The following is a 16,819-nucleotide window of genomic DNA, read 5'->3' as shown; positions in this document are numbered from 1 at the left end:
GCGCCCAGGGTAGAGGACCGGGCCCGGACCGCTGGCGCTCAGCGGCGCCGGGCGGGCCGCCGCCAGCAGCCGCCATCCCTCTGGGCACGACCGGCCAGCTCTAGCGCGCCCAGGGCGGCCAGGGTCTCCCGCTCGGACAGTCCGGCGGCCCGGGCGACGGATTCGATGCTGGCCGCCGCGCGCACGGGCAGGGCGTCGACGACGACGGCGGAGACGGCGTCGAGCCCGTCGAGCAGCCCGGGCCGGCGCGCCTCGGAGAGCTCCTCCTTGGGGGCATCGGCGTCCACGGCGCCCAAGGGGAGGAGCAGCTCGAGGGCCTCCTCGACGTCGGTGACGCAGGTCGCGCCCTGGCGCAGGAGGCGGTGGCAGCCGCCTGAGGCCATGGAGGTCACCGGCCCGGGAACGGCCCCCACGGGGCGCCCGATCTCCATGGCGTGGTGGGCGGTGGACAGCGCGCCCGAGCGCCAGGCCGCCTCCACGACGATGGTGGCTCCCGTCATCGCGGCGATGATCCTGTTGCGGGTCAGGAAGCGGTGCCGGGCGGGCTGGCTGCCGGGAGGCACCTCGGCCACCAAGGCCCCATGGTCCACCACCGCCTGGAGCAAGGTGGCGTTGCCGGCCGGGTAGAGGCGATCCACTCCCCCGGCCGAGACGGACAGCGTGGGCCCTGCGGTGAGAGCCCCCCGGTGCGCGGCGGCGTCGATGCCGAAGGCGCCGCCGGAGACGATGAGCGCGCCGCGCTCGGTGAGCCCCCGGGCGAGATCGACGGCCATGCGCTCGCCGTAGGCGGTGGAGTCCCGGGCGCCGACGAGCGCGAGCGCGTGACCGGCCCCGCGTCCCGCGCCCATGCGGTCCTCCCGCGCCGGCAGTCCCAGCGCGCCCTCCCCGGCACCCGTCTCCTCGCGGCCCACGAGCAGGGCTGGGTCCCCGCGCAGCCAGAGGCAGAAGGGAGGCTGCTCGAGATCATCCATGCCCGGTGGCCACCAGGGATCGCCGGGGACCACGAGCGATCCTCCCAAGCGCTCCAGGACATCGAGCTCGCGGCGGATGTCCAGGCCCGCGAGCCTGGGCGCCCATCGCGCCACCGCTCTCGCCCATCGGTGGGGCGCGTCCTCTCCCAGGAGGGGCTCCGGCAACGGCGGGGGCTCAGGGCACCCCGAGCCGTGCTCGGCCCTGTGGCGCGCCCAGGCCAGGGCCTCGGGCGCGCCGAGGCCGGCCACGAGGAGGGCCGCGGCGTGGTCGGCCGGCTCGGCGAGCCGCGACCAGGTGGCGCGGGCCAGGGCATCCGACTCATCGGGAGGTTCGGCCGGTCGCGCCTGCCGAGGCCGCGGCATCGGCGCGGCGCCGTCGATCGGCGGGACGGGGCGGAGGGCGGCAGGAGCGGTGGCGTCCCGGGCGCTCATGGGCGGGCTCCTCGTGTGCGCAGGGCCAGGGCGGCCCCGAGGTCGGGCGGGGTGGGGCGGTCGCGCTCAGCGAGATCGGCGAGAGTCCAGGCCAGGCGGAGAACGCGGTCGACGCCGCGAAGAGTGAGGTCGCCCCGATCGAAGGCCTCCATGAGCGGGCGCATGAGGGTCGGATCGGCCCCTCCCTCCTCGCTGCGCAGGTAGGAGCCCGGAACCTGGGAGCTGAGGCGCCAGGGGGTTCCCGCCAGTCGCGCCGCGGCCCGCTCGCGCGCTGCGAGCACCCTCGCGGCCACCACGGCGCTCGGCTCCCCGGGCGCGCCCGAGGCGAGGTCGGCGGCGCTGACCGCGTCGACCTCCACCTGGATGTCGACCCTGTCCAGGAGCGGCCCGGACAGGCGGGAGAAGTAGCGTCGCCGCTGGAGGGAGGTGCAGGCGCACTCCAGGCCCTTGCCGCTGGCGCGCCCGCAGGGGCAGGGGTTGGCGGCGAGCACGAGTTGGATTGCCGCGGGGTAGTCGGCCCGCCCGCCGACGCGGTCAATGCTCACCTCCCCGGCCTCCAGTGGCTGGCGCAGGCAGTCCAGGACGCTGGCGGGAAACTCCGGCGCCTCGTCGAGGAAGAGGACGCCCCGGTGCGCCAGGGACACGTCCCCCGGGCGGGGCAGGCCGGAGCCCCCGCCGATGATGGCGGCGCGCGTGGAGGTGTGGTGCGGGCGGCGCATGGGCGGCTCAGCCAGCAGGCCGTCGTCGGCGTTGAGCAGGCCCGCCAGGGAGTGCAGGGAGGTGACCGTGACGGCGTCGCTCTCGGCCAGGGGAGGCAGGATCGAGGGCAGGCGCTCGGCGAGCATGGTCTTGCCCGCTCCGGGCGGCCCGACCATGAGCAGGTGATGCCCGCCGGCGGCCGCGACCTCGAGCGCATGGCGGGCCTGAGCCTGCCCGACGACGTCGGCGAGGTCGGCCCGACGGCCGGAGCCCGCGCGGCCGCCCGCGGGTGCGGCGACGACGGACGGCGGGCGCTCCTGGGCGCCACGCATGATCTCGACGGCGGCGCGCGGCAGGCGCCCGCCGTATCCCTGGACGAGCTCGCCGAGGTGGTGGACCTCCTGAACGCTCGCTCCCGGCACCAAGCGGGCCTCCGACGCGCAGGCGGCGGGGACCACTATGCGGCTCACGCCCGCCTCGACGGCCGACAGGACCGCGGGGAGCACGCCGCGCACGGGATGCACGGCGCCGTCGAGGCCGAGCTCCCCGATGTAGGCCACCCGGGCCATGGTGGCCAGGGCTCGGGGCGGGAGGGCTCCGCGTGCGCCGAGGACGGCCAGGGCCAGGGCGAGGTCGAAGCCGGTGCCGGTCTTGGGCAGGCCCGCCGGGGAGAGGTTGACGGTGAGGCGCTGCTCGCCCCAGGTCGTGCCGCAGACGGTGAGGGCGGCGCGCACGCGCTCCCGGGACTCCCGGATCGCGGCGTCGGGCAGGCCCACGAGCATGAAGCCCGGCAGGCCGGGGGCGGCGTGGGCCTCGACGTCGACGAGGTGCCCCCGCAGCCCGGTGAGGGTGACGGCCAGGGCGCGCGCGATGCTCATGATCCGCACACCGCCCTGTGGTGGCGCAGGAGCGCGGGGGCGCCCTCGCGCAGGATCACGGAGACCACGTCAAGGCGGAGGCGGTGCGGCGGGGCTCCACGCCGGCCGGCCCAGGCGATGGCCAGGCGCCGCAAGCGCGCCTCCTTGACAGGTGTGACGGCGGCGGCGGGCGGCCCGGCGCGCAGGGAGGATCGGGTCTTGACCTCAACTATGACCAGAGCGCCGGCGGGGTCCTCGGCGATGATGTCGAGCTCGCCGCGAAGCCCGGATCCAGCGGGGGCGCGCCAGTTGCGATCGAGGATCCGCCAGCCGGAGTCGCGCAGGTAGTCGGCGGCGATGCCCTCGCCCCGCTGGCCGGTGAGGCGCCGGTTCCCCGCGGAGCGCGGGGGCGCGGCGGGTGGTGCCTCCCGAGCGGCGGGCGGGATCGGCGGGCGGGGGCGCGCTGCCGGCGGCGCGGGGATGGGCAGGTTCGTCGGGGTCATGGTGGTCACCTCCGTGACCACGGTGCCCCTTCATCGGATTGGCCCGCGCCCGCCGTCCCCAGGAGGGGGCGGGACCCGCGCGCGGCGGCCCCGGTGGTTCCCGGCGCGCGGCGGCGGGGCGTGGGCCTCAGGCGCCCTAGCTCCCCGCCGGTCCCGAGAACCGCCGCCGCGATGGGTCAGGCGCTCAGGAGGGGATCTCCATCTCCGGCTTGGACAGCTCCTCGACGTTGACGTCCTTGAACGTGACCACGCGCACGGACTTCACGAACCGGGAGGAGCGGTAGATGTCCCACACCCACGCGTCCTCCAGGCTCAGCTCGAAGAACACCTCGCCTCCGTTGGTGCGCACCTGCACGTCCACGGAGTTGGCCAGGTAGAAGCGGCGCTCCGTCTCCACGACGTAGTCGAACAGCCCCACGACGTCCCGGTACTCCCGGTACAGGTCGAGCTCCAGATCGTTCTCGTAAGCCTCAAGATCCTCTGCACTCACCGGGCCATCATGCCCGCCGCCACCGCCCGGGCGCGAGAGGCGGGCGGGTTGCGTCGCCCACCCGGGGCCCCGCGCCCACCACGTCGGGCGCGGGGAAGTCAGCCCAGCCCGGGCAGGCGCCAGCTGCGTCGGTGCTGCTCGCAGGCGCCGAGCTCGGCCAGGCCCGCCTGGTGCGCGGCCGAGCCGTAGCCCTTGTTGGAGGCCCAGCCGTAGCCGGGGTCGGGCAGGGCGGACATGATCGCGTCGCGCTCGACCTTGGCGAGCACGGAGGCGGCCGCGACCACGGCGCAGCCCGCGTCCGCCTTGACGCGCATGACGACGCCGGGGATGTCCTCGCATGGGATCGCGGAGCCGTGCTCGCGGCAGAACGCGATCGGATCCGGCTGGTCGAGGGAGGACAGAAGGTCCCCGGCGGGAGGGGACAGCCAGTTCGCGGCGCCGTCGAGGATGATGACGCCGGGCAGGTGCCCGCGCTCGCGGACCTGAGCCAGGGCCCGCCGCCCGGCCAGGCGCAGGGCGGCGGCGATGCCCAGGGCGTCGATCTCAGCCGGTGAGGCGTGGGCGATGGCGTGGTCGGTGAGCCATGCGGCGCAGGGGGCCGTGAGGGCCTCGCGCCGGGAGGCGCTAAGAGCCTTGGAGTCGGCCAGGCCCTCGGGGAAGGCGTCAGCGGTGCTCCGGGAGACGACCGCGAGGCCGACGGTGACGGGGCCGGCCAGCGCGCCCCTGCCAACCTCGTCAAGGCCGCCGACGAGCTCATGGTCCCTCAGGAGCGAGGTCTCGAGGGCGCGGTCGGGTCGAGTGCGCGGCATGGGTCAGGCCACGCGGGCCATGCCCGCGGGCGCTTCCTCCCGGACGGCTGCGGCGGCGGTGGGCGCAGCAGGGTCGGCGGCGGGAACGTCCTTGAAGGCCTCACGCCCACCGGCCAGCGCGCCCCAGCGGGAGAAGGGCCACACGATCCTCTTTGCCACGCCCACGACGTCGGTCAGGGGCAGGGCGCCTCCGTGGGCGTCGGAGGTGTGGAATCGGGAGTCGGCGGAGTTAGAGCGGTTGTCCCCCATGACCCACACGCAGCCCTCGGGCACCACGACGTCGAAAGGCGTGGTGGACGGCGAGGTCCCCGGCCGGAGGTAGGGCTCGTGGACCTGGACGCCGTTGACGGTCAGGCTGCCGAGGCCGTCGGCGACGACGTGGTCCCCCGGCATCCCGATGACGCGCTTGATGAGGTGGTGCCCTGAGCCCTCGGGCAGGAGCCGGATCGCGATGAGGAAGTCGCGCATCGCGCCCTTGAGCCCCGTGGGGTCGGTGGTGCTGAGCCAGGAGTCGGGGTCGCGGAAGACGATGATGTCGCCGCGGCGCAGGTCGTCGGAGTCGTACCTGGTGACGGCCACGCGGTCCCCGTTGACGAGGGTGGGTTCCATGGAGGCCGAGGGGATCTCGAAGGTCTGGACGACGAAGGACTTGATGAGCGCTGAGCCGACCAGCACGACGGCGACGACGACGAGGCTCGAGAGCAGGCGCCGCCAGCGGCTGGAGGCCAAGGGCGCGGGGGCCGAGTCTGCCAGGCGCGTGCCGGTGGCGCTGGCGACCGGCTGGCGGGGAGGGAAGGCGGGGGGAAGGGAGAGGGAGGAGTCCTCGCCGTCCTGGCGGGGGTCCTCGTCCTCGGGGTCGTCCTGGGAGGTGCCCAGGACGATGATCGGCTGGCGCTGATCGGCCACAAGGCCTCCTCTCGATGATCGCCGTGGCGGACGCTGGCGGGGCGGCGCCGTGCGCCGGATGGACTCAGCGCCCGGGGCTCGGGGCCCCGGGCGCTTGAGGGAGAAGCGGGATCAGGCCTCCCGGCGCTCCTTGATCTTGGCGGCCTTCCCGCGCAGGTTGCGCAGGTAGTACAGCTTGGCGCGGCGCACGTCACCGCGGGTGACGACCTCGATCTTGTCGATCGAGGGGGTGTGCACCGGGAAGGTGCGCTCGACGCCGACTCCGAAGGAGATCTTGCGGACCGTGAAGGTCTCGCCGATGCCACCGCCGTGACGGGCGATCACGACGCCCTGGAAGACCTGGACGCGGGAGCGATTGCCCTCAACGACCTTGACGTGCACCTTGACGGTGTCACCGGGGCGGAAGCTGGGGACGTCGTCGCGCAGCGACTTGGCGTTGATCTCGTCGATCAGGTTCATTGTTCTCTCCTGCGCACGCGCCACTGGTCATGAGCGCTTGATAAGTGGGGCCGCACCATCCCGTGAGGATGGGGCCGCCCCGGAGCGTGTGCCCGACGGGTCCTGCGATGCTGGGCCCTCCCCAGTGGCGGAGGCGCCCCGAGTCCCGTGGGCGGGACCAGTCTGCCACAGGGCGCGGGGCGCGGCGATGACGCCCATGCCCAAGTGCGCGACCTCACGCGGCGCCCGCGGCGTCAGGAGGCGGAGGGCACGCCGGAGAAGGCCTCCTCGCCGTCGGTCAGGCCTCCCCAGCGGGAGACGGGCCAGGCCACGCTCTTGGCGACGCCGACGACGTCGTCGAGCGGGACGAATCCCCCGTTGACATCATCCTGGTGGTAGCGCGAGTCCTCGGAGTTGGAGCGGTTGTCCCCCATGACCCAGATCTTCCCCGGCGGGACGACGACGTCGAAGGCGAGCTCGGAGGGGGCTCGGCCGGGCTTGACGTAGGGCTCGGCGACCGGGGTCCCGTTGACGGTGATGGGGCCGACGCCGTCGGCAACGACATGGTCCCCCGGCATCCCGATCACGCGCTTGATGAGGTGGTCGCCGGTGCGGTCGGGCAGGAGGCGCACGGCGATGAGGGCGTCCCGGAAGACGCCCGAGAGGCCGGTGGGCCGGGGACCGTTGAGCCAGTCATCGGGGTCGGCGAAGACGACGATATCGCCGCGATGGATATCAGTGGCGTCATACATGGTCACCACGACCCGGTCCCCCTTCATGAGGGTGTTCTCCATGGAGCCGGACGGGATGATGAAGGACTGGGCGACATAGGACTTGAACAGGGCGGCGCCGATGAGGCCGACGATGAGGAAGGCGACGACGGCGAGTCGGCCGCGCCAGCGGTCGGCCCGGCTCCGCTCGGCGCCGTCAACAGCGCCGTCGACAGCGTCGGTGGCGTCGGTCCCCTCGGTGGTGCCGGCGGGCTCGGTCTCGGCGTCCGGGCCGAGCGGGGCGTCCTCGGCTCTGGTCAGCGCGTCGCTCATGCGCGCGGCTCCTTCCTGGGGCTGGGCTCGCCAGCGGGGTCGAGGGTCAGGGACATGACGACGTCGCGGCACGCGGTTCCGCCCACCTCGTAGACGCGCTTGCCGCGCGGTCCGAAACCGGCGCGCTTGTAGGCCTTCTGCGCGCGCCTGTTGCCCTCGTGGGTGCCCAGCCAGATCTCGGTGGCGCCGGCGCGGCCCGCGCTGGCGAGGGCGTGGGAGATGAGGGCTGGGGCCAGGCCCGAGGCGCGCAGCCGGGAGTCGGCGTAAACCTTGGACAGCTCGGCCACGGCCCTGCCGCGGGCGGCGTCGGGCGCGGTGATGCTGGGCGGGCGGGCGTCGAGGCCCTCGGGGAGCGCGCCGTCGGCGTCGGGCGCCTCGAGGAGCCAGACCGTGTAGCCGACGAGATCGCCGGGGGCGATCGGCTCGGCATCGGGGCCGGCGGGCGAGCCCTCGGGCAGCTCCGCGACTCCGACCCCGACGCGCTCGTCGGTGATCCACCGGGCGAAGCGCTCGGGGGTCAGGGCGCGGGCGATATGCGCGGCGATCTCCTCGGGGGTGAGGAAGGGCGGGCAGGCGTCCGGGAAGGTCCGCGCGGCCAGGGCGGCGAGGGGCTCGGCGTCAGCGGGCTCGGCGGGGCGCAGGCGCATGGGGGCGGGGCGCGGGGCTCCGTCGGGAACCACCCAGCCGTGGCGGGCGAGGGCGGCGCGGTCCTGGGAGTCGAGAGTCGCGGGGGCCAGGGCGCGGATCATGTCGGGGCGGCGGGCGGCGGTGCGGGCGATGGCCCCATCGCGGCGCGCGCGGGCGATGCGGGCGTGGTCCCCGGACAGCAGGACCTCGGGGGCGTCGAGCCCCCGCCAGGCGACGGGCCGGGTGAGCGCCTCGTGCTCGAGGAGGCCCGCGGCGCTGTGGGACTCCTCGACGACGGAGGCGGGGTTGCCGACGACGCCCGGCAGGAGCCTGGCGATGGCCTCGATCATGACGATGGCGGCCGCCTCCCCCCCGTTGAGGACGTAGTCGCCGATGGACAGCTCGCGCACCTCGATGCCGCGCGCCGCGTAGTGGCGCGGCACGCGCGAGTCGATGCCCTCGTAGCGCCCGCAGGCCACGACGAGGCGGTCGGCCCCGGCGAGGTCCTCGGCGGTGCGCTGGGTGAAGACCTCCCCGGCGGGGGTGGGGATGAGGAGGACGGCGCGGCCCGTCCCGGGCGCCTCGCCCGGGGCCTCGGGGGCCTCACTGCCGTCAGCGAGGACGGCGTCGAGGGCCTCCCCCCACACGTCGGGCCTCATGACCATGCCGGCGCCACCGCCGAGCGGGGTGTCGTCCACGGTGCGGTGGCGGTCGCGCGCCCAGTCGCGCAGGTCGTGGACGCGCAGGTCGATGAGGCCGTCCTCTCGGGCGCGCCCGATGAGGGACAGGTCCAAGACGTCGAGGAAGGCCGGGAAGATGCTGACGACGTCGATGCGCTTCCGCCGGGCCCGTAAGGGGGAGGCTCCGCTCGTCTCAGTCATGATCACCGCCGTCGGCCGTGGTCTCCTCGCTGATCTCGACAGCGCCCATGCCGGGGAAGAGCCCGCCGGGCGGGTCGATGACGACCTGGCCGGCCTCGGGGTCGACCTCGGGAACGAGAGCCTCGACGAAGGGGACGGCGACGCGCTGCCCGCCGGGCGTGGTGATGATGAGGCGGTCCTGGGCGACGCCGGGCTCGAGGTCGGTGACGACGCCGAGCCCGGTGCCGTCGATATGGCGGGCGGCCAGGCCCACGAGCTCGTGGCGGTACCAGGAGCCGTCGTCCTCATCCTCGGGCTCGGCATCGGTGTCGATGAGGAGGCGGTGGCCCCGCAGGGCCTCGGCGGCGCTGCGGTCGGGAGCCTCGGCGAAGGCCGCGAACCAGCGCGCGCCGTCGAAGCGCAGGCGCTCCACGGTGAGATCAGCGGCAGGCCTCCCGGAGCGGTCCTGGCTGGCCAGGACGGATCCGGGGGCGAGGCGGCCCCGCGGGTCGTCGGTGCGGATCTCCAGGCGGACCTCGCCCTTGAGGGCGTGGGCGGGGCCGATGATGGCGACGGTGAGCTGCACCTGGTCTCCTGGGTGGGCGTGGGTCGGCGGCGCGATCGATCCGCCGCATCGGTCACCAACCTACCGCGCCGCCCGCCCCGGCCCCCGCGCCAGCGCGAGGAGGGGCGAAGGTCACTCCCCGAGCGGGAGGCGCCCCTGGCGGCGCTCTCTCACGGCCTGATGGGAGGAGGCCGGGGCGGCGTCGAGAATGGTGGTGATCATCCTGTCCATGAACTGGGGGGCGCCGAGGTCGGCTGGGATCTCGTCGGCGAGGATCGACACCGCGCCGGATGGGCTGGCGTCATACATGAGGAGGCATGTAGCCGTGTAGCCGTTGCCGTCACCGCGGTCGCGGAAGCTTGCGCATCATGTCGATCGCCCGCTCCAGCTGGCTGGGCTCGGCGTCGATCGCCGAGGACAGCGCGAAGGCGAACCCCACGGCGGCCAGGGGGTGCCTCGCGCGCAGGTTACCGGCGTCCCCGTAGGCCTCCTCGAAACGATTGGGGAGGTTCTTGCCGAAGGAGGATCCCTGCGACTTGGTGGACAGGAGGAGCTCGGGCCCGGTGGACCAGGAGGAAATGACGACGTCGACCTGCTTCGTGTACGCCCTGCCCAGGATGCTCGCGTCCTGGGGCGCGACGGCGCGCAGCTTGAGGAGCCTGGCCGCCAGGTCGTTCCTCGCATCGGCCGGCAGGCGCTGAAGGAGCGCCTTGATGTCGGCAGGCAGCACTCGCGGGTCGCTCGCTCGTGGCCACACCGAATCCGGGTCGAAGCCCGCGCGGCGGAACTCGTGGGCGAACCACGCGTCGAGGCCCTTGCCGAGAAGGCCGGTCTGCGTGGGGGCGCTCTCGCTCACGGGGATCGTGAGGATGCTCCCCAGGAGCTCGAGATCCGGGAGGTAGGCGCGGCCTCCGGTCGCGTCGTGGCGCCAGGGCGACTCGCAGGACGCGGCCTGGATCAGGGCGTCGTAGCGGGCGATGCCGCGAGGGCCGGTCTCAGCGCTGGCGGGCATGGTCGACTCCTCTGCTTCTAGACGCGCGCCTCGCCGCCAGGTAGCGGCGGGTCTGGCGGATCTCCTCCAGCCCGCGGTCGCCGATCAATGCGCCTAGCCCGAGGGCCTCATCAACGACGCGCCGGGCGGCCTCTGCCTCGCCCTGATCGATCAGCTCGAGGACCCGCGGCAGCGCCCGCTCGAGTGGCTTGGCGGCACGGCGCACCGCGTCAAGAGCGGGGACCGGCAGATCGCGGGCCTCTCGGGGCTCCAGCTTGAGCAGGCCTCCCCCATAGGCCCGCCCCGTGTACTCCGCGCCGAGCGCGGTGGCGGAGTTATGCGCGGCCAGGGCCAGCAGGCGGGGGGGTATCCCCGAGGCGTCCGGCGCCAGGACGAGCCCGTGGACGGAGTTGAGGTGCGCCGCCCCGGCCTCGTTGGCGCACAGGGCGACGCTGTCCGCGTTCATGTAAGTGACGAGCAGGTCGGCAACAGGAGGCCTGGGCACGCGCCACCAGGGGGACCTCACCCGGCACTTGTAGGCCTCGGAGACTCCGGCGAGCTCTCCCGCCCGGATGTACGCGGCGCCCGCGGGCGAGGGATCGCCTGGCGGGGAGAAGAGGAGGGTCCGCGCGCCGCCGTCCCCCAGGGCACTGAGATCGGCGGCGCTCAGCCGCAGGCGGCGCAGGTGGCGCGACCCGGGAGGGCTGAGGGCGACGACGTCCAGCCCAGTGAGCCCGAGGTCGTTGGCGCGCTGGGGGCTCAGGGCGAAGTACTTGTTGGCGCCGGTGACCGCCCCGAGGGTGAGCCGTCCCCATCCCGAGAGGCGCCCGAGCGCCTGAGACCCAATGAGCTCCTGGTAGGAGGGGCAGGCGGCCAGCGCCGGGGTCCACTTGTCACCGGGCAGGGCCGGGGTCCATGTGCTCACGGCTCGCGAGGTGGCGAGGTCCGCGAGGCTCTCCACCTGCATGACCTCGAAGGAGTCGGTCCCGCCCCCATCGGGGCCGTAGCCATCGGCGAGCAGGAGCAGCACCTCCTCCTGGACATCGGGGAAGACCCTCGCGGCGAACAGGACGAGCCGGACCCGGGTGAAGGAGCGCAGAAGGTAGGAGCGCACCTCGGCGGCGTAGTTGACGCTGAGCAGTTCGGCGGGCAGGACGAGCCCGAGCCTCCCCCCGGCCACCAGGTGGGTGGCGGCGACGACGGTGAAGGCCGCCCATGAGGAGGCGAGCGCGGTCAGGCGCGCGCCCGCCGCGAGGGCCGCCTCAGCACCCTTGAGACGGGCGCTGCCGCTGAAGCCGTGATAGCGGATGTAGGGGGGATTCCCGATGACCGCGTCCACGGCGGCCCCGCGGTAGTCGAAGAAGTCTCGCACCGTCAGCGCCGCCTCGATGCCCTGCGCGCGCAGAGCGTCGGCCGCCCGGCGCACCGAGCCCTCGTGGAGGTCGACGCCCGTCAACTGGGCCGCGCTCGGGTCTCCACCGAGCTCGGTGATGCGACGCGCGGCCGCGGCCAGGAACACCGCCTCGCCGCAGGAGGGCTCGAGGACGGAGTCGTCGGCGCCCCGGATGGCCCATTCGGCGATGAAGCGCGCCAGGGAGGGCGGGGTGAAGAAGGCCCCGCGCTCCTTCCTGGACTCGCGAGGATCCACGTAGGTCTGCATGGTCGTAGTCTGCCCGCCCGCTCCGACACGAATGGTGTCCGCTTCGCACGGCGAGCCTAGCAGCGCGGACGGTCCCTCAGGCGACGGCGTCGGACAGGCGCGTGAGGCGATCGACCTCCTCGGGGGCCAGGGCGAGGTCGAGCGCGGCGGTGATGGCCGAGAGCTGAGCGAGCGAGCGGGCGGAGGCCAGCGGCGCGACGACACCGGGGCGGTCGCGCAGCCAGGCGAGCGCCACGGAGGCCGGATCCACGCCGTGGGCGGCGGCGATCTCGACCACGGCGTCGACGACGTCGAAGCACTCGGGGCGCAGGTAGTCGGCGACCATTCCGGCGCGCTCGCCGGTGGGGGCCTGATCACGCCGGTACTTGCCGACGAGGAAGCCCGCGGCCAGGGAGAAGTAGGGCACGAGGCCGAGGCCGTGGCGGGCGGCCGCCTCGCCGCGGCCGCCGGGGCCCTCGACGTCTCCGCGGCGCAGGAGGTTGTAGTGGGGCTGGAGGGCGACGGGGGCGGCGGCGCCCTGCTCGGCGGCGAGCGCCATCCACTCGTCGATGCGCTCAGGGGCGTAGTTGGACAGGCCGACGTGGCGGATCTTGCCGACGGCGCGGATCTCCTCGAACACGGCGACGGTGTCGGCCAGGGGCACGGTGGGGTCGTCGAAGTGGGCGTAGTAGAGGTCGATGGCCTCGACTCCCAGGCGCTCCAGGGACTCGTCGACGGCGAGGCGCACGTTGTCAGGGGCCAGGCCCTTGCGGTCGGGCTTGGTGGAGACCTTGGTGGCGATGACGAGATCGTCGTGGTGGCCCCGCGCGCGCAGCCAGGAGCCGATGACGGTCTCCGACTCCCCGCCGCGGTTGCCGCTCGCCCAGTGGGAGTAGCCGTCAGCGGTGTCGATGAAGTTGCCCCCGGCCTCCGCATAGGCGTTGAGCACAGCGTGGCTGGCTGCCTCGTCGGCGGTCCATCCCAGGACGTTACCGCCGAACCCGATCCTGGCGACGTCGAGGTCCGAGTCTCCTAAGCGCATGAGTCTGTCTCCTTCGTCGAGCTGCGCGATGCGGCCCGGATGGGGGCCTGTGAGGGGCACAACACCGTTGCCCGGCCCTCCATTCCTTGGAGGGCCGGGCAACGGTGTAGGAGATGCGGGGGCCTCTCGGCCGGCCCGCGCTCAGCGGCGGTCGGTGTCGACGACGTCGACGCGCACCGGCGAGTCCGCCAGCGCGCCCACGACCGTCCGCAGCGCCCGGGCGGTGCGGCCCGAGCGGCCGATGACGCGGCCGAGGTCCTCGGGGTTCACTCGCACCTCGAGGAGGTCGCCGCGGCGCAGCGACCGGGGGATGACGGTGACGTCGTCGGGATTGTCGACGATCCCGCGGACGAGGTGCTCGAGCGCGTCAGCGAGCATGTCAGGCCTCCTCGGCGGGGGCCTCGGGAGCGGCCTCCTCGGCGGCCTTGGCCGCGGCGTCAGCCGCCTCCTTCTCGGCGTCGGCCTTCGCCTTGGCGGCGGCGGCCTTGCGCTTCTCGGCGTCGTCGGAGACGGCCTTGACAGCGGCCTCCTTGGCGGCCGCGGCGGCCTCGGCGTCCTTGACCTTCAGACGGCCCTCGGCACCGGGCAGGCCCTTGAACTTCTGGTAGTCGCCCGTGATCTTGAGCAGGTTGAAGACGGTGTCGGAGGGCTGGGCACCCACGCCGAGCCAGTACTGGACCCGCTCGGAGTCGATGCTGATGAGCGAGGGCTCCTGCATCGGGTCGTAGAGGCCGACCTCCTCGATGACACGGCCGTCGCGCTTCTTACGGGAGTCGAGGACGACGACCCGGTAGAAGGGGGCGAACTTCTTGCCCATGCGCTTGAGGCGAATCTTGACTGCCACTTGGTTGAACTCCTGGTTCTGGATGGTTTGGCCCGCGCCGATCCCCGGTGGGGTCAAGCAACGGTTTCCGGCGGGAGCCGAGACGCGAGGGCGCGAGGGAGAGGGGCCTCACGCGCTCGAGTGCACAGAGGATTGTGCCAGATGCCGCCAAGAGGCCGCCACCGCGAGCGCCGCCGACCGGCCGCGGCGTGGTGCGAGATCGCCCACAGGGCGCTCCCCCAGGCCGGGCCCGTGGGCCCGTGGGCCCGTGGGCCCGTGGGCCCGTGGGCCCGTGGGCCCGTGGGCGAGGCTCCCGGGCCGCTCAGGCCTCCTCGTCGAGGCTGGCCACGCGCGCGGCGGCCTTGTCCGCCGTCCAGATGTCGCCGTCCAGGGCCGCGGGCAGGCCGGCGCGCTCGGCGACGAAGGCCGGCTCGACGACGCCGTCGGATCGCTGGCGGTCGTAGTCGCGCAGAACGGCGAAGACCCAGCGGCTCAGCCAGAGCACGGCCACGAGATTGAGGATGGTCATGAGGGCGAGGGCGACGTCGGCCATCACCCAGGCCAGGTCGAGGGCGACGATCGCGCCCAATCCCGTGGCCGCCGTCATCGCCAGGCGCAGCGCCACGCCGGCTCCGCGCCCGCCGCCGAGATAGCTGAGGTTGACCTCCGCGAAGTTCGAGTAGCCCAGAACCGAGGAGTAGGCGAAGGTCGTCACGACGAAGGTCATGAACCACACGACCCACCCGCCGGGCAGGGCGTCGGCCAGGGCGTGCTGGACGAGCGTGGTCTCGGCCCACTCGGGCTGGACCCCCGGGGTGTAGATCGAGGGGGAGGCCAGCAGCACGGTCAGGCCGGTGGCGGTGCAGATGACGATCGTGTCGATGAAGACGCCGAGGGACTGGATGAGTCCCTGGACCACGGGGTGGGCGACGTCGGCGGTGGCCGCGCCGTTGGGCGAGGAGCCCTGGCCCGCCTCGTTGGAGAACAGGCCGCGCTTGGTGCCGTTGAGGAAGGTGGCGAACAGTCCCCCGCCCACGCCGGCCAGGCCCGGCCGCAGGCTGAAGGCGCCGGCGATGATGTCCCCGAGGACCCCGGGGACGCTGGGCAGCGAGACGATGATGACGACGGCGACCACGGCGATGTAGGCCAGGGCCATGAGGGGCACCAGCCACTCGGTCACCTTCGCCACGAAGCGCATCCCGGCCAGCAGGATCGGGGCGGTCACCAGCATGAGGACGATCGCGGTGGCCGTGGTGGACACGTGGTGGGAGGAGTCGAGGGTGGCCGCGATGGTGTTGGACTGGACCATCGGGAAGATGAGCCCGTAGGAGAAGATGAGCATGACCGCGAAGACGACGCCCATCGCCCGGCCGATCCCGCCGCGCCCGGCGAGGGCCAGGCCCCGCTGCATGTAGTAGGCGGGCCCGCCCCGGAAGATGCCGTCGGCGTTGCGGACCTTGAAGACCTGGGCGAGCGTGGACTCGGCGAAGGACGTGGCCATGCCGAGCAGGGCCACCACCCACATCCAGAACAGGGCACCGGGCCCGCCCAGGGTGACCGCCAGGGCGACGCCGGCGATGTTGCCGGTGCCCACGCGCCCGCCCAGGCCGATGACAAAGGCCTGGAAGCTGGACAGGGATCCGCGCTGGTGTCGCGAGCGCAGGACCAGGCGGAGGCTGCGGGCGAAGAGGCGCACCTGGACCCCGCGGGTGCCCAGGGTGAGGAAGAGCCCGGCGCCGAGCAGGATCCACACGAGGATCTTGCCCGACGCGAAGCCCTCGAAGGCGCCCAGCGACTCGGTGAGCCGCTCGGTCAGCGGCGGGTCCGAGGCCGCGGCCATGGTCGCCGTGGAGAGGGCGACCGGGAGGGCGAGGGGCATGGCAATGGGCATGAGGGGTCCCGTCAGTCCGGTTCCGAGTGAACCCCGTGAGACTATCCGACACCGTGAGGCGCCGCGCTCCCGCGTCCGGCCCGCGAGGGGCGCGGGAAGGGCCGCCGGGGGGATGGCCCCGCCCGCATGACATCTGTCATCAGCGGATGATGACAGCCCTCAGTACCCGGCGCCGCCCATCGCGCCGATGATGGGGCCATGACACAGCACATGCCGGGCGGCCCAGGCGCCCTGAAACCCTCTGGTCACCCGCCCGCCCCGGACCCGCGCGCCGGGAGGAGCGCGCAGCCCCCGGCCGTCGAGGTGACCGGCCTGGTCAAGGCTTTCGGGCCGGTGCGCGCCGTCGACGGCATCGACCTGCGCGTGGCCCCCGGCGAGGTCGTGGCCTTCCTCGGCCCCAACGGCGCCGGGAAGTCCACCGCCCTGGACATCATCCTCGGCTTCTCCGCCCCCGACGCCGGGACCGCCCGGGTCTTCGGCCTCACCCCCGCCCAAGCGGCCCGGGAGCTGCGCACCGGCGCGATCCTCCAGGAGGGGGGCCTCCTGCCCGACTACACGGTGGGCCAGACGATCCGCGCCGTGGCCGCCATGCGAGGGGCCCGTCACGACGTCCCGGCCGTCAAGGAGCTCTCCGGGATCTCCCCGATCCTGGGCCGGAGGGTGTCCAAGTGCTCCGGGGGCGAGCGCCAGCGCCTGCGTCTGGCCCTGGCCCTGCTGGGCAACCCGGATCTCATGGTGCTCGACGAGCCCACCGCCGGCATGGACGTCACCGCCCGCCGCTCCTTCTGGGCCGCGATCCGCGAGCGCGCCGCCGGGAACAAGGCGGTCCTCTTCGCCACGCACTACCTCCAGGAGGCCGCGGACTTCGCCGACCGGATCGTCATCATCCACCATGGCCGGATCATCGCCTCGGGCTCGGTGGACGACGTGCGGGCCCTCGGCGAGGGCACCATCGTCACCGCCGCCTGGCCCGGCCTGCCCGGAGTGGCCGCGCTCGATGAGGCGCTGGCCGAGGCGCGCGCCTCGCTCCAGGACGTCGCGGTGCGCGGCGAGCACGTCGAGATCCGCACCACTGCCCCCGACGACGTCGCCCGCATCCTGCTGACCCGCACGCCCGCCCACAACTTGGGGATCACGGCCCTCAGCCTCGACGACGTCTTCACCGATCTCGTCGAGGAGTCCGCGCCGTCCGGGGGATCGTCGGCGCGCTAGGCGCTCCCCTCGTTCCCGCCC

General features: G+C 73.9%; 18 protein-coding genes. 1 reads left to right on the top strand and 17 read right to left on the bottom strand.

The window, feature by feature from the left end; translation table 11 throughout:
* Positions 1 to 38 precede the first annotated feature (38 nt).
* The 17 genes from ABXS69_RS04665 to ABXS69_RS04585 all read right to left on the bottom strand — a co-directional run bounded on the left by ABXS69_RS04665 (position 39) and on the right by ABXS69_RS04585 (position 15,574).
* Positions 39 to 1,334 (bottom strand): DNA-processing protein DprA, encoded by a 1,296-nt coding sequence (locus ABXS69_RS04665; protein WP_366181527.1) that lies wholly within the window; start codon positions 1,332 to 1,334, stop codon positions 39 to 41.
* 65 nt (positions 1,335 to 1,399) lie between these two features.
* Positions 1,400 to 2,980, bottom strand: coding sequence for a YifB family Mg chelatase-like AAA ATPase (locus ABXS69_RS04660; RefSeq protein WP_366181379.1), 1,581 nt, complete (start codon positions 2,978 to 2,980; stop codon positions 1,400 to 1,402).
* Entirely contained in the window at positions 2,977 to 3,462 is a 486-nt protein-coding gene (locus ABXS69_RS04655) for a YraN family protein (protein WP_366181378.1), read from the bottom strand. Before ABXS69_RS04655 ends, ABXS69_RS04660 begins: the two co-directional genes overlap by 4 nt.
* A gap of 184 nt (positions 3,463 to 3,646) precedes the next feature.
* Positions 3,647 to 3,952 carry a DUF2469 domain-containing protein gene (locus ABXS69_RS04650; RefSeq protein WP_017177022.1) on the bottom strand — a complete coding sequence of 102 codons (306 nt, stop codon included), beginning with the start codon at positions 3,950 to 3,952 and terminating at the stop codon, positions 3,647 to 3,649.
* Positions 3,953 to 4,050: 98 nt separating this feature from the next.
* Positions 4,051 to 4,761 carry a ribonuclease HII gene (locus ABXS69_RS04645; protein ID WP_366181377.1) on the bottom strand — a complete coding sequence of 237 codons (711 nt, stop codon included), beginning with the start codon at positions 4,759 to 4,761 and terminating at the stop codon, positions 4,051 to 4,053.
* A 3-nt stretch (positions 4,762 to 4,764) separates the two neighbouring features.
* Entirely contained in the window at positions 4,765 to 5,667 is a 903-nt protein-coding gene (lepB, locus tag ABXS69_RS04640; RefSeq protein WP_366181376.1) for a signal peptidase I, read from the bottom strand.
* A gap of 111 nt (positions 5,668 to 5,778) precedes the next feature.
* Positions 5,779 to 6,126, bottom strand: coding sequence for a 50S ribosomal protein L19 (gene rplS / locus ABXS69_RS04635; RefSeq protein ID WP_366181375.1), 348 nt, complete (start codon positions 6,124 to 6,126; stop codon positions 5,779 to 5,781).
* A gap of 233 nt (positions 6,127 to 6,359) precedes the next feature.
* Positions 6,360 to 7,148 carry a signal peptidase I gene (gene lepB, locus ABXS69_RS04630; protein WP_366181374.1) on the bottom strand — a complete coding sequence of 263 codons (789 nt, stop codon included), beginning with the start codon at positions 7,146 to 7,148 and terminating at the stop codon, positions 6,360 to 6,362.
* Positions 7,145 to 8,656 (bottom strand): tRNA (guanosine(37)-N1)-methyltransferase TrmD, encoded by a 1,512-nt coding sequence (gene trmD / locus ABXS69_RS04625; RefSeq protein ID WP_366181373.1) that lies wholly within the window; start codon positions 8,654 to 8,656, stop codon positions 7,145 to 7,147. Before trmD ends, lepB (ABXS69_RS04630) begins: the two co-directional genes overlap by 4 nt.
* Positions 8,649 to 9,221, bottom strand: coding sequence for a ribosome maturation factor RimM (gene rimM, locus ABXS69_RS04620; protein WP_366181372.1), 573 nt, complete (start codon positions 9,219 to 9,221; stop codon positions 8,649 to 8,651). The genes trmD and rimM overlap by 8 nt, the downstream gene beginning before the upstream one ends.
* 111 nt (positions 9,222 to 9,332) lie before the next feature.
* Entirely contained in the window at positions 9,333 to 9,509 is a 177-nt protein-coding gene (locus ABXS69_RS04615; RefSeq protein WP_366181371.1) for a hypothetical protein, read from the bottom strand.
* 31 nt (positions 9,510 to 9,540) lie between these two features.
* Positions 9,541 to 10,212 (bottom strand): hypothetical protein, encoded by a 672-nt coding sequence (locus ABXS69_RS04610; protein ID WP_366181370.1) that lies wholly within the window; start codon positions 10,210 to 10,212, stop codon positions 9,541 to 9,543.
* Positions 10,196 to 11,851: an N-6 DNA methylase gene (locus ABXS69_RS04605; RefSeq protein WP_366181369.1), complete on the bottom strand. Its 1,656-nt coding sequence runs from the start codon at positions 11,849 to 11,851 to the stop codon at positions 10,196 to 10,198. The genes ABXS69_RS04610 and ABXS69_RS04605 overlap by 17 nt, the downstream gene beginning before the upstream one ends.
* A gap of 76 nt (positions 11,852 to 11,927) precedes the next feature.
* Positions 11,928 to 12,872, bottom strand: coding sequence for an aldo/keto reductase (locus ABXS69_RS04600; protein ID WP_366181368.1), 945 nt, complete (start codon positions 12,870 to 12,872; stop codon positions 11,928 to 11,930).
* Between the two features lie 141 nt (positions 12,873 to 13,013).
* The gene (locus tag ABXS69_RS04595; RefSeq protein WP_366181367.1) at positions 13,014 to 13,250 is read right to left on the bottom strand and encodes an RNA-binding protein; all 237 of its coding nucleotides are present in this window, start codon (positions 13,248 to 13,250) and stop codon (positions 13,014 to 13,016) included.
* A gap of 1 nt (position 13,251) precedes the next feature.
* Positions 13,252 to 13,716 (bottom strand): 30S ribosomal protein S16, encoded by a 465-nt coding sequence (gene rpsP / locus ABXS69_RS04590; RefSeq protein ID WP_366181366.1) that lies wholly within the window; start codon positions 13,714 to 13,716, stop codon positions 13,252 to 13,254.
* Positions 13,717 to 14,017: 301 nt separating this feature from the next.
* Entirely contained in the window at positions 14,018 to 15,574 is a 1,557-nt protein-coding gene (locus tag ABXS69_RS04585) for an alanine/glycine:cation symporter family protein (RefSeq protein WP_366181365.1), read from the bottom strand.
* A 210-nt stretch (positions 15,575 to 15,784) separates the two neighbouring features.
* On the opposite strand from ABXS69_RS04585, the gene ABXS69_RS04580 reads away from it, so the two are divergent.
* The gene (locus ABXS69_RS04580; RefSeq protein WP_366181364.1) at positions 15,785 to 16,798 is read left to right on the top strand and encodes an ABC transporter ATP-binding protein; all 1,014 of its coding nucleotides are present in this window, start codon (positions 15,785 to 15,787) and stop codon (positions 16,796 to 16,798) included.
* Positions 16,799 to 16,819: the final 21 nt, after the last annotated feature.

It is taken from the genome of Actinomyces timonensis, assembly GCF_040702965.1.
Lineage (GTDB): Bacteria > Actinomycetota > Actinomycetes > Actinomycetales > Actinomycetaceae > Actinomyces > Actinomyces timonensis_A.
The sequence above is the reverse complement of the archived record's forward strand: the minus strand, read 5'-3'. Positions and strand labels throughout refer to the sequence as shown.

What these genes read in the sequence shown, in the direction of transcription:
- ABXS69_RS04645 (WP_366181377.1), bottom strand. Translation starts at nt 4,761, where the DNA reads ATGCCGCGCACTCGACCCGACCGCGCCCTCGAGACCTCGCTCCTGAGG.
- lepB (WP_366181374.1), bottom strand. Translation starts at nt 7,148, where the DNA reads ATGAGCGACGCGCTGACCAGAGCCGAGGACGCCCCGCTCGGCCCGGAC.
- ABXS69_RS04665 (WP_366181527.1), bottom strand. Translation starts at nt 1,334, where the DNA reads ATGCCGCGGCCTCGGCAGGCGCGACCGGCCGAACCTCCCGATGAGTCG.
- trmD (WP_366181373.1), bottom strand. Translation starts at nt 8,656, where the DNA reads ATGACTGAGACGAGCGGAGCCTCCCCCTTACGGGCCCGGCGGAAGCGC.
- ABXS69_RS04600 (WP_366181368.1), bottom strand. Translation starts at nt 12,872, where the DNA reads ATGCGCTTAGGAGACTCGGACCTCGACGTCGCCAGGATCGGGTTCGGC.
- ABXS69_RS04660 (WP_366181379.1), bottom strand. Translation starts at nt 2,980, where the DNA reads ATGAGCATCGCGCGCGCCCTGGCCGTCACCCTCACCGGGCTGCGGGGG.
- ABXS69_RS04605 (WP_366181369.1), bottom strand. Translation starts at nt 11,851, where the DNA reads ATGCAGACCTACGTGGATCCTCGCGAGTCCAGGAAGGAGCGCGGGGCC.
- rplS (WP_366181375.1), bottom strand. Translation starts at nt 6,126, where the DNA reads ATGAACCTGATCGACGAGATCAACGCCAAGTCGCTGCGCGACGACGTC.
- ABXS69_RS04595 (WP_366181367.1), bottom strand. Translation starts at nt 13,250, where the DNA reads ATGCTCGCTGACGCGCTCGAGCACCTCGTCCGCGGGATCGTCGACAAT.
- ABXS69_RS04610 (WP_366181370.1), bottom strand. Translation starts at nt 10,212, where the DNA reads ATGCCCGCCAGCGCTGAGACCGGCCCTCGCGGCATCGCCCGCTACGAC.
- ABXS69_RS04585 (WP_366181365.1), bottom strand. Translation starts at nt 15,574, where the DNA reads ATGCCCCTCGCCCTCCCGGTCGCCCTCTCCACGGCGACCATGGCCGCG.
- ABXS69_RS04580 (WP_366181364.1), top strand. Translation starts at nt 15,785, where the DNA reads ATGACACAGCACATGCCGGGCGGCCCAGGCGCCCTGAAACCCTCTGGT.
- ABXS69_RS04655 (WP_366181378.1), bottom strand. Translation starts at nt 3,462, where the DNA reads ATGACCCCGACGAACCTGCCCATCCCCGCGCCGCCGGCAGCGCGCCCC.
- ABXS69_RS04615 (WP_366181371.1), bottom strand. Translation starts at nt 9,509, where the DNA reads ATGTATGACGCCAGCCCATCCGGCGCGGTGTCGATCCTCGCCGACGAG.